The organism is Labilibaculum euxinicum (assembly GCF_963678175.1).
GTDB lineage: Bacteria > Bacteroidota > Bacteroidia > Bacteroidales > Marinifilaceae > Labilibaculum > Labilibaculum euxinus.
In genome coordinates this window covers 4,328,337-4,340,392 of the sequence record NZ_OY782756.1, presented here as the reverse complement: position 1 = coordinate 4,340,392, position 12,056 = coordinate 4,328,337, and the positions used below count along the sequence as shown (strand labels likewise).

Below are 12,056 nucleotides of genomic sequence, written 5' to 3'. Positions count from 1 at the left end.
TTAAGGATTCACTAATTTAATATCTACCGGTAAATTACGATTACAGGATATTTGGTTATTTACAAATTTTAATTCTCCCACCTGTATGGATGATCTTCTGGTTTCATAATTGTCATCATTTACGCCTTCTAGTCTTCCCGGATGAGTAAAATAGAAAATGTAAGCTCTGCCATTATTGATTACGACATCAGCATGTCCGCCTTTTACCTGATCATCTTCATAACATCCGGGTTTATCCAATATGTTTTCCTTTTGAAGATGCCAGTTTTGCATGTTTTTGGAACTGAAAACAGATAATCCATCCCATGAATCAATAATCATGAAATATTGGTTTTTCCAGAAGAAGACAACAGGGCCTTCACCACGTTTATTTCCAACAGCAAGTCCTTTATCTTCCCAATTGTACAGGTCGTTGCTTTCAGCATAGTAAATGGATTTATTATTTTTCTCATTGTTGTAGAACATTCTCCATTTTCCGTTTGGAGCTTTTACAACTTCAGCATCAATTACTTTATCGGAAGCTAAATTTATCTGAGACTCCAATTTCCAGTCAATCAGGTTACTACTGGTCAAATGAATGATGTGACGTGGATGATTCCAATCGCTGAAAATTCCTGGTACAATAGTCAAGTACATGTGATAAGTTCCATCTTGTTCTATTACTTCCGGAGCCCAGTAAGTAGTGCTGTCGCCGCCATAATTTATGTTTGCATCAGCCCGGTATTTCCAGCTTAGTCCTCCATCTTCTGATTCGGCTATACCAATAGGTGTTCCGTGCACCCAATCAACTCCATTTGTGTTTTCCAGATTGGCTCTACGGTTGGTATAGAGCATGAACCATTTTTGTTCTTTTTTGTTCCATATGACAACCGGATCTGCGGCTCCGTCAAATTTAGGATCACGGTACAAAGGTTTTGGTGCCACTTTAGTTGGATTGTCTATGGCTTCTTTTTTCATATATTTTTTCAGGTCGCAATTTTTCAGATTATATGCGGCCTTGGCAATTGTGTTTCCGTTTGTTATCGCTCCAATATAAGAAGTGTGTACATTATCTTTATAGTAGGGTTTAGTGGCCTCCTGACCTATTTTTTCGTATTCTTTTGCACAAAGATCGTTGGCATCGATATAGCAAACGCCTTCGTCTTCTGCTGCCTGCCTGGTCCATTTGGCGTAGGTATCCGTTACACGAACCATTTTACCATTTTCCCAGTTGTTGCGTGGCGTGTGAGCTAAGGCAATCACTTTTACACCATGAGCTTTAGCTTGTTCAATATAATGACGCATGTAATGACCAAAAGTATATACAGTTTCCGGTCCGCCGGTAGCTTCCATGGTATAAGTTTTTGATTCTTCGCCAGCTCCTTTGATAGAAGCACGGGCGCGTCCGGTATCAAAGGGGCCACCATCATTGTGACCGAACTGAATAAACAGGTAATCTCCTTCCTGTAAGCCTTCCAGCACATTTTGCCACAATCCTTCGGTGAGGAATGTTCTGCTGCTTCTGCCCCCTAATGCATGGTTTTCCACTGTAATTTTTGTTGCATCAAAAAAGCGATCGAAAAAGCTGGCCCAGCCCCATTGTCCTAAATCACCTTTGTCTCGGCCATTTTTTACTGTAGAATCACCAATTACAAACACAACCGGGTTTTTTCCTTTACGACTGCTGCCTGCTTTTTTATATGGCGGATGTCTTGGATCACCAACTTCAAAAATGGGTTCCGAATAGGGTAGTGTTTGTCCGTAAAAATGAATTGCACTATCGTTCATTTTAGGAAACCAGTGATTGCATAATTCGATCATTTCAGCACCGGCGAGCAACATTGGTCCATATCCATGAGCGGCAAAAGCACTGGTTGGACGATGATAATAGAATGCCGGATCAAATCCCATTCCTGTTCCTACACAAGTACCTTCAACTTGTCCTTTCGGATTTATTTTTTGAGAAAGAGCATTCCATCCCAAAGTAACTACAGGACCGTATACTCGTGCATTTAACCATCCCTGATTGATTCCGTGAGCAATTGCAAATACGTAAATTGCACTAGCTGAAGTTTCCAGGTAAGAATCGTTTTTATCTATTAGTTGGTGCCATAAACCTTGTCCGGATTGATACTGAACCAATGAACCAATTTGCTGTTGATAAAGATCCATGATCCATTTTCGATCTTCATTATCTTTAGGTAAAACATCTAAAGCTTCACAAAGGGTTAGCAAAGCCCAGCCATTGGCGCGTGCCCAGAAAAATGTTGGTTCAGGTTCTAAACCTTCAGCCCATCCGTGACGAAAAAGGCCTTTGTTCTCAACAAATAGTTTGTCTTTAAACAGTTTGATTTGCTTAACGGCTTCCTGAGTGTATTTGTCATTATGCCTGTATTTTCCCATTTGAAGTAAAGCGGGAATACTCATGAACATATCATCTAACCAAATAGTATTATACAGCGGACGTTTGCGTGCAAATGTTCCATCTTTTAAGCGATATTGGTGGTACATGATATAATCAATGTAGTTATCGATTAAAGTATCTAATTTTGAAGAGGGGTTGTCGAATGTTGATGTTTTGATCATTGCTGCACAGATGGCGCCGGCATCATCTAAGGCTTTAGGTTGTAAAACTTTTGTCATCAAAGGATCAATCGTTCCAACTTTATCCAATTGTTTTTTGAAATAAGGAGCTGTTTCTGCTAAAAATGCAAAGCGGTTCCGTGCATAATTTAAATACGTTTCATTATCAGTTACCTGGGTCATGCGCAACATAGCTGCATAGGTAACTCCCCATTCGTATGAGGTTAATCTGAAATCTCCTTTTTTTAATTGACTGTATCTGTCGATGTTTTCATACTTAGTAATAACTTTTTGACTTTTTGAATCAATTATACCAGCTGGTGTAACCTGCTCCAGATAATTTACAATTGTTTTAAGTTGATTTTCAATTTGATCTTTGTCAGGAGCCTGATAGTTTATTGGGTAATCAGCTTGTAAAAGATGAAGAGGTGTGTTTGCATCATTAAATTCCGTTTTATTTGTAACGTTGGATTTTCTATTTTTTCCAGAGTTAGATTTCTTTTCCTGAGCATAGGAAAGAGAATTTAACGAAATTATAAAAATGACGATTAAAAATCGTGCTAAAAAAGTCTGATGTTGTGTACTACTAAATGAGAGTTTCATTGCGAATATTTTATAAGCTGTTATCTGTTATTACTTACACCAAAAGTAGAAATGAATAAATTGTAACAGATGTATATTTTTCCGTATTCATGTCAAATCATCCATATTTGGAGATGTATTCATCAAGAATGTATTTAATATAGTGGATATTGCTATTCGGAAGAGCCTGGCAGTTTATTTTTGTTGGGATAATCAGAGTAAAAAAAAAATCACTAAACCGGAACAGATTTGAACCGGTTTAGTGATTTTATAGTTTAGGATTTATTAGTATCCTGGGTTTTGCATAGCTTGTTTCTCTTCCGAACTTAATGCCTGGCCATTTTCATTGGTAATGGCATCAAGAAAAGATTGAGGAATTGGTCGGTAATAATGTTTGTTTGCACTAAACGTAGAGTTACCTCTAACCCAACCATCATTAAATGCCTTAAAGCGGGCTTCAAGCCTTTTGGTACGGGCTAAATCTTCCCAACGTACTGTTTCTCCGCAAAGTTCACGAGTTCTTTCATTCAATAAAAAACACATCATTTTCTCCGCATTGCTTGAACATTCAAGCTTTGTATAAATTGGTGCATCTACTGAAGAATTGTAGATATCACTTACTGAGTTGATATGCATTTCATTGATTGTAGCAGCAGTTGTTTCTGTCAAATCTCCATTTGATTCATAATAAGTGTTTTTATCGTAATAAATAGCACCATCAGAAGAATATCCTCCACCTTTACCATTACAATAGCTATTGTTCTTATAGGCTTGTCCTCCATCAACGTGAACAGAACGGTCTTCTCCAGCTAAAAATGCAGCCCGGTCTCTTAATTTATTAATCCAGGTAATGGCATTAGCATATTCCGATTCGCCTTTTCGTATATAGGCTTCGGCAACCATTAAAACATCATCTGCAGAACGGGCAAGAATGACATCGCGGGTTCCAAATTGAGATGCAATTGCGACTCTGTATCCATCTCGAAATTTCGATAGTGCAACAAAACGTTTCTGAACACCATAATATCCTTCATTACCATGTTGCCCAATCCAATCTTGTGCATCACCATTAAAATAACGAACAAATGTGTGGGTGTTTTGCATAACACCATCTTTTAAAACACCGGTTACATCATTTGTAACAGGATTATATCTGGTATCGCCAGCATTGTTAACAATGTATTTAACAGCCAGATCTCCGCCTTCAAATCGTTTTGTTCCAGCTACAGTTCCTACAGGTCCTAAAATAGCATTATCGGCAGTCCATTCCGGAGCATTTGCTGTAGAGTTACATCCGTAAGTAGTAATAAATGATTTCCAGAAGCGTGAGTCGTTCACACGATCAAACACATCCATGGTATAATTAGTAGTTCGGGCATAACAGAATTCACGACCCCCTGAGATATCTCTTTTTGTTCCGGAAATGTCTTGATAAACAGATGGATAATAAAGATGCATCTGATTTCCAAATCTACCCCAGGTAGATTGATCGTCAGAGAATTGAGCAGCCAAAACTACTTCAGAAACACTCTCGTTGGCACCGTTAGCCGCTTGATAATCCCATAATTGCACATAGTTTGTACATAAAGGATGAGCATTATAAACTTCTGTTCCGTATTTTATGACATCATTTAAATCATCACTTATATAGCTTGAGTTCCATGAACTATATAATTCGCTTGCTCGTGTTAATTTTGATTTTGCAAGAAAATGAGCTGCGGCATATTTTGATATGCGGCCAGTTGCTTCTGGACTTGCAGGTAATAAATCATATGCCGACTTAAAATCTGCAATGATTTGTGCAAAACATTCTTCTTCTGTGGCTCGTGTAAAATAAGTTTCAACTGCTGTTGATGGTTCTAATTTCAATGGCACACCTCCATATTGAGTGGTAAGAGTTAAATAAAAATAGCCACGTAGAAAATAACCTTCGCCTAATCGAGTGTTATAATTTGAATTTTCTTTATCGTAGTAAAGAGGCATATTTTGAATAATAGTGTTTGCTGATTCAATACCGGCATACATGTTTTGCCACACAGGCTTGTTGTTTCCGCCTTCTGCTGAGTTTAAATCAGCACTATAACCGTTGTAGTCGGGGATAGCATTATTTGCATCCGTAAATTCATCTACACCTACGTTAAACATCTTAATTCCCCAGGTATAGTTGAATTTAAATTTCAGTTTTTGGTATGTTCCTATAACCAGTTGGTCCAGCCCTTCTTGTGTTTCAAACGTCTGAGTGCTTTGGGTTGTTGTAAGTTCTTCGTCCAAGAAATCATCTTTGCAGGATGATACAGAAAAAGTTAAGATACTTATCAACCCAAACAGTAATAATATTTTATTTTTTTTCATAATTAACTTTTTTAAAATTAGAATCCAAGATTCAAACCAAATACGAAACTTTTAAGAGTGGTTGATGAACCAGTAGATGTTGTGTTGTTATTATAACCCGAAAGGTCAGTATCTAAATAATCACATTTAGAATAGATTGTAAATGGATTCATACATTGAGCATACACTTTAAGTTTGCTGATTCCAAGTTTTTTTAACTGTTTAGGAGTAAAGTTATAACCTAAACTGATGTTACGCATTTTTACAAAAGATCCGTCTTGATAATTCATAGAACTGGCATAAGTATCAGCAGCTTCTCCATTTGAACCAGGAGAATAGTATTCTGCATCTTCATTAACTCCAGCAACCCAATAATCAATTTTACGCATCGTAAAGCGACCATCCAGTGTTTCTTTTCCGCTTCTGAAAGTATTCCCCCAACGAGAGTATATGAAGAATGATAAATCAAAATTCTTGTATCTAAATGTATTTGTCATACCTCCAGACCAGTCCGGACGTTTATTTCCAACAATTTGTCTATCCTCATTAGCATCAATAGCACCGTCATTGTTAAGGTCTTTAACTTTTATCTGACCTGGTTTACGTCCATATACTGCAGCTTCAGCAGCTTCGGAAGTTTTCCAGATGCCATCATATACATAGTCGTAATAAACACCGATGTCTTCACCTATAAACCAAGCATTATTAAGATCTTCAGTCTTTCCATTATTCAATTTTGAAATTTCGCTTTGATCTTTTGACCAAGAGATATTGGTTTCCCAGCTAAAATCATTTAATTTTATATTAACTGTATTGATTTGCAAATCAATACCCGAACCTTTTGTTTCACCGATGTTTGCCCAGGTTGAAGTATAACCTGTTAAACTTGGAATCGACATAATCATTAATAAGTCGGTGGTTTTTGTTTTATATGTATCAACACTACCACTTAAGCGTCCGTTAAAAAGCACATAGTCTATACCAACATTATATTGGCCTGTTTTTTCCCAACTAAGATCGGTGTTTGCCATTTTAGGTGGGTATTTAACTGAAGGATCAGATGCTACATATCCTAACTCAGATGATGTAGTACCCCAATTATAGTATAAAGAAGCTACTCCACCTTTTGTATCATATGCCTTAATTGCAGCGTTACCTGTTATACCATAACCGAAACGGGCTTTCAATCCATCAATCCATGAAGCATTGTTCATGAAATCTTCCTGATCAATACGCCAACCTAACGCCAAAGAAGGGAAACTTGCCCATTTGTTTCCAGCAGCTAATTGAGAAGCACCATCCCAACGCATAGATGCAGTCAACATGTATTTATCGTTGTAAGTGTAATTTCCCCTAAGCATATATGACTCCATTTGTTTCTCTGATAAACCGGTGCCAAGACTATATGCATCACCGCCAGATGCAAGGTTGTACCATAATTCGGAAGTTGAAGCAACATCTGTTGCTTTCATATCTCCATTTTCATAATGATACTTTGAGAAAGACTGCATTGCGGTTAAACCAACTTTATGAAGGTTTGAAAATGTTTTATTGTAATACAATAAATTGTCTAATGTATAGGCACGTGTATTATTGGTATTGTATTTGGCCGCATTGTTACCATCTCCATTAATACCTTCAGCGGCATTAAATACACCCAAACGATAGTACTTAAATTCCGGGCCAAATTGAATGCGGTAACTTAAACCATCTAAAGGTTTCCACATATTCCCAAAATCCAATTGAGAATAAAAACTTCCGGTTGCACGCAATGATTGACGATTATTTGTGTTATAATCCAACTCTTTAATCGGATTAATAATATTAACATCTCCTGCTGCAGGGTTTCTGATATAGTCTCCATTTTCATCATAAGGAACCGTCCATGGCAACATGGATTTTAGGGCAGAATAGTAATCCCCGGGACCGGTACTTGATTTTGTAAAGCTGTAACCATAGTCCTGTTCTCCATAGCTAAGGTTCATAGTTGTTCCGAACTTGAACCAGTTTGTAGGCGATACTTCAAAATTTGTTTTAGCAGTATATCGTTGATACAGTTGATCGGGTTGCGTTCCTTCCTGACGTAAATATCCGAATGAGCCATATCCCTTGAACTTCTCTGTGCCACCTGATGCACTAATGGTGTGTTCCGTTGAAACAGCAGTTCGTTTACCATGATCACCCCAATTGTAATTACCTACTTTACTGGCATCCCAAGCTCCATTTACCCATCCTTTTTCAATATTTGCGAATGAAGCTCCAACAGACCCCCAGGTAGCTAAATCAGCAGTATAAGAAGGTGTAGCAGATGCATAACTACCCATATTGTATTTTGCCAGTCTGGCGTAATCCAACCATTCAGCAGCATCCATCATCTCAGTTACGTCGTACATTTTTTCGATGGTAACTGAACCGGAGTAATTAAAACTTACTTCACCTGTTTTTCCTTTTTTAGTAGTTACCAATACTACACCGTTTGCACCTCTTGATCCATAAACCGCTGTAGCAGAAGCATCCTTTAGAATGTCAATACTTTCAATGTCGTTAGGATTAATATTGTCTATTCCTCCACTTTGAACAACCATTCCATCTACTACATATAATGGACTCTGGCTGGCATTTAAAGAACGGATACCTCTAATTGTAATACTTCCAGTCTCTCCTGGTCTTTGATTTGAGGTAATGTCAACCCCGGCAGTTTTTCCCTGCATGGCTTGCACAGCATCTTTAACAGGCATTGCTACAATGTCTTCAGCGCTAACCCTCGTTACAGCACCAGTCACATCGCTCTTCTTTTGAACGCCATAACCAACTACAATTAATTCATCAAGATTTGTAGTTTCTTCAGCTAAGGTGAAATTAATTACTGATTTTCCGGTAACGGGTACTTCCTGAGTTGAAAAACCAATAAAACTTACGGTTATTGTTGCATTTTCAGGTACTTTAATATGGTAATTTCCATCAATATCGGTTATAGTACCATTTGTAACAGATCCCTTTTCTACGATAGTGGCTCCGATTATGGAAAGACCTGTTTGATCTTTAACACTACCTGTAACGGAAATCGTTTGTCCTTGTGCGCAAACGTTGACGTTTCCAGCCATAAAAAAACAACTTGTAAGCAGTGTTATGAAAAACACTTTAAATTGTTTTCTTTTTGATTTAAATAAATTCATACTACACTAGATTTAATTAGGTTCATAAAAACTTTTTAATAGATTAAACATAGATTGAAACTAGAGTTACCAACCAGCTTTTTCAATGGTTGTAAAAATAAGGTGTGCGCACACGATAGAAAATGGAAAATAGTACTAAAACATGTATTTATTTTGATGCTTTGTTGTTGTGGATGATATTCTAGGTTTGTGTATAATTTTCCTTTTTTACGGATGTGGTATGTGATACATTTGGTGGTAAAAATTTCTAAAACACTATATGAAATGGGATTATTGAGCAGAATGTATTTATTGCAGTTTATACTACTAATTGTTACGTCATCGATGAATTTTTCTCCGGCTTGGGGACAAGAATTGATTGATCATGAACAAACTTTGAAAGAAATAATTAAAGTGAATAATTATTTCATGGAAAAATACAGTGATTATAAAGCACCATCAAATGTGGGGCGTGAAAGGCCAAGCAATATTTGGACAAGAGGTGTGTATTATGAAGGATTAATGGCCTTGTATTCAATATTACCCGAAGAAAAGTTATACGATTATGCTTATCAATGGTCTGATTTTCATAAATGGGGGTTTAGAAGTGGTACAACTACCAGAAATGCGGATAATTATTGTGCTGGTCAAACCTATATTGATTTATATAGACTATCTAAAGATCCAAAATACATAAGAAAGGTAAAAGCCAATTTAGATATGTTGGTGAATACGCCGCAAAAGGATGATTGGACATGGATAGATGCCATTCAAATGGGGATGCCGGTTTTTGCGAAATATGGTGCGACAATGAATGATGCAAAGTATTTTGATAAAATGTGGGATATGTATGCCTGCAGCAGAAATGATATTGGAGGAGGTCTTTATAACAAAGAAGATGGTTTATGGTGGCGCGATGCCGATTTTGTTCCTCCTTATAAAGAACCAAACGGTGAAGATTGTTATTGGTCAAGAGGCAACGGATGGGTCTATGCTGCTTTGGTAAGAGTATTAAGCGAAATACCGGAAGACGAAAAGCATTATAAGGATTATGTGAATGATTTTATGTCCATGACAAAGGCATTGGTAAAATGTCAGAGAAAAGATGGATTTTGGAATGCGAGTTTACATGATGCTGAAAATTATGGCGGAAAAGAGGTGACAGGTACTTCTTTATTTATATATGGTATGGCATGGGGAATCAATAACGGATTCTTATCAAAGGAAAAATACATGCCTGTTGTTGCAAAAGCCTGGAATGCGATTGTGAAGGATGCCATTCACGAAAATGGATTTTTAGGCTATGTACAGGGCACTGGAAAAGAACCTAAAGACGGACAGCCGGTAAAATATGATAGCATGCCTGATTTTGAGGATTATGGTATTGGTTGTTTGCTGTTAGCTGGGGTAGAAGTATATAAATTACAAGAATCAAAATAATACTTTTTTAAGATGAGTTTAAGAAATATAAACAGAAAGATTTCTGCTTGCTTGATTGCTGTTGCTTTAATCATTGTATTTTTTTCGTGCACTGAAAAAGACACCCAGTTTAAGATTATGGATCCTTTAAGTAAAGCTGATAACGGTTTTGTTACTTTCAAAGATGTGCCGGATGGAAATTACAAAGTACATGTGAGAGTCGGATCTGACAATAGTGCAGGACATACCGTGATCAGAGGTGAATCCAGAAGACTGTTTTTTGACGGAATATCCACAGAAAAAGGAGAAATCAAAGATGTTTATTTCTATATCAATAAAAGAGATACGATTATAACAGCGGGAAGAAATGTTAAAATCAAAAAAAGAGAAAAGACCAAATTAAATTGGGATAGCAATCTGACTTTTGAATTTAACGGCGAGTCTCCACAGGTGGTTTCTATCGAAATAACACCTTCAGATTCTGCTATTTCTGTTTTTTTATGTGGAGATTCAACTGTTGTTGATCAGGAAAACGAGCCGTGGTGTTCCTGGGGGCAGATCATCCCTTCTTTTTTTAGTGATGATGTTTGTTTTGCTAACTATGCCGAATCCGGAGAAACTGCAAGCGGTTTTATTGGCAGACGAAGGTTAGAGAAATTGTTAACACTGATTAAACCGGGTGATTACATATTTGCAGAGTTTGGACATAATGATCAGAAGGAAAGAGGAGAGGGGAAAGGAGCATATTTGAATTTTACGGATCGATTAAAAGATTTTATTGTTGCAGCTCGGGAAAAAGGAGCAAATCCTGTTTTTGTTACCCCAACTCAACGCAGAAGTTTTAACGGGGAAGGGAAAATTGTTGACACTCATGGGGATTATCCGGATGCGATGAGAAAACTGGCCACCGAAGAAAATATTTCTTTGATTGATTTGCACTCTTATACTCGTACTCTTTATGAAGCCATGGGTGTAGAAAATTCAGTGAATGCATTTGTTCATTATCCGGCCAATACGTTTCCAAATCAGGAGACGCCTTTAAAAGACAATACTCACTTTAATCCTTTTGGTGCCAATCAAATTGCAAAATGTGTTGTTTATGGTATGAAACAAATTCATTTGCCTTTGGTACAGTATTTAAGAGATGATGTAAAGGATTTTAATCCCGCGGTGCCTGACGATTTCAAGAATTTTAAATGGTATCCAACACCTTTTGCTGAAATTCAAAAACCAGACGGAAACTAAACAATTTATGATGTCGAAAAAAACATTCGCCTTTTTACTGGCTTTTTTATATTTGGGTTTTGTTAAAGCTCAAAATCCGGATTGGTCTCTAATTACACCAGAATTAGCAGGAACGTTACGAATTGGAGTTGCCACTCAAGGTACAAGCAAGTGGTTTTCGGAGTTTAAAAGCATAAAGCTGAAATCATCCGAAAAGGAAAAAAAATACATTTTGAAGGACGAGATATTAGCGAAGGGTGCTATTGAATTTTTGATTCGGACTTTGGAGGATAGCAAAGGTGCTGTAATGAAGTTAACAGGTGAAAATCTTCCTAAAGATTTGCAGCTGATATGGACATATGGAGGAGCTTCAAACAATAAGGTGGATATTGAAATGTGGAAGCCTGTGATTTTACCAAAGGATTGTTATCAGAATGTTTTTAGCATTGAAGGAAATTCATTTACTCTTTATTATGGAAACAGTCGTAAGCTTAAAATTCTGGAAGGATTAACTCCTGCTGGAGGGAAATTGAGATTGGCAGATGCGAATCAACAAACAAATCCAATTCAATTGCTTAAATCCGGAAAGAAAACTGTTGCGCAAGTGTTGACTTCTGATCTTAAAATGGTGGATAAACAGAATTACTATTTTTGTTTCTATTTTCTGAATCCTACGGCCGACTACAATTATTTTATGCTTCCAAAGCTTTTTGAAGAAGGAAGTTACAGGGTAAATAAAGAAACAGAATGGATGAAATCGACACCAGATTAAAAACAAAAAAT

6 protein-coding genes are annotated in these 12,056 nt (G+C 37.0%); 3 read left to right on the top strand and 3 right to left on the bottom strand.

The features are described from left to right. From ACY0M5_RS17250 to ACY0M5_RS17240, 3 genes are all read right to left on the bottom strand, one after another. Positions 1-3,165, bottom strand: coding sequence for a glycoside hydrolase family 88 protein (locus tag ACY0M5_RS17250; protein WP_461630019.1), 3,165 nt, complete (start codon positions 3,163-3,165; stop codon positions 1-3). Positions 3,166-3,429: 264 nt separating this feature from the next. After that, complete coding sequence (locus tag ACY0M5_RS17245) at positions 3,430-5,496, bottom strand: RagB/SusD family nutrient uptake outer membrane protein (protein WP_124993040.1); 2,067 nt, start codon at positions 5,494-5,496, stop codon at positions 3,430-3,432. Between the two features lie 17 nt (positions 5,497-5,513). After that, positions 5,514-8,579: a SusC/RagA family TonB-linked outer membrane protein gene (locus ACY0M5_RS17240; protein WP_461630018.1), complete on the bottom strand. Its 3,066-nt coding sequence runs from the start codon at positions 8,577-8,579 to the stop codon at positions 5,514-5,516. Between the two features lie 336 nt (positions 8,580-8,915). Here ACY0M5_RS17240 and ACY0M5_RS17235 point away from each other — a divergent pair, with 336 nt between their 5' ends. Genes ACY0M5_RS17235 through ACY0M5_RS17225 form a run of 3 tightly spaced genes read left to right on the top strand, consistent with a single transcriptional unit; the run spans position 8,916 to position 12,045 of the window. Next, positions 8,916-10,070, top strand: coding sequence for a glycoside hydrolase family 88/105 protein (locus ACY0M5_RS17235; RefSeq protein ID WP_461630017.1), 1,155 nt, complete (start codon positions 8,916-8,918; stop codon positions 10,068-10,070). 12 nt (positions 10,071-10,082) lie between these two features. Next, positions 10,083-11,294, top strand: a complete 1,212-nt coding sequence (locus tag ACY0M5_RS17230; RefSeq protein ID WP_461630016.1) for a rhamnogalacturonan acetylesterase — start codon at positions 10,083-10,085, stop codon at positions 11,292-11,294. A gap of 10 nt (positions 11,295-11,304) precedes the next feature. Next, positions 11,305-12,045 (top strand): DUF4450 domain-containing protein, encoded by a 741-nt coding sequence (locus ACY0M5_RS17225; protein ID WP_461630015.1) that lies wholly within the window; start codon positions 11,305-11,307, stop codon positions 12,043-12,045. Positions 12,046-12,056 lie beyond the last annotated feature (11 nt).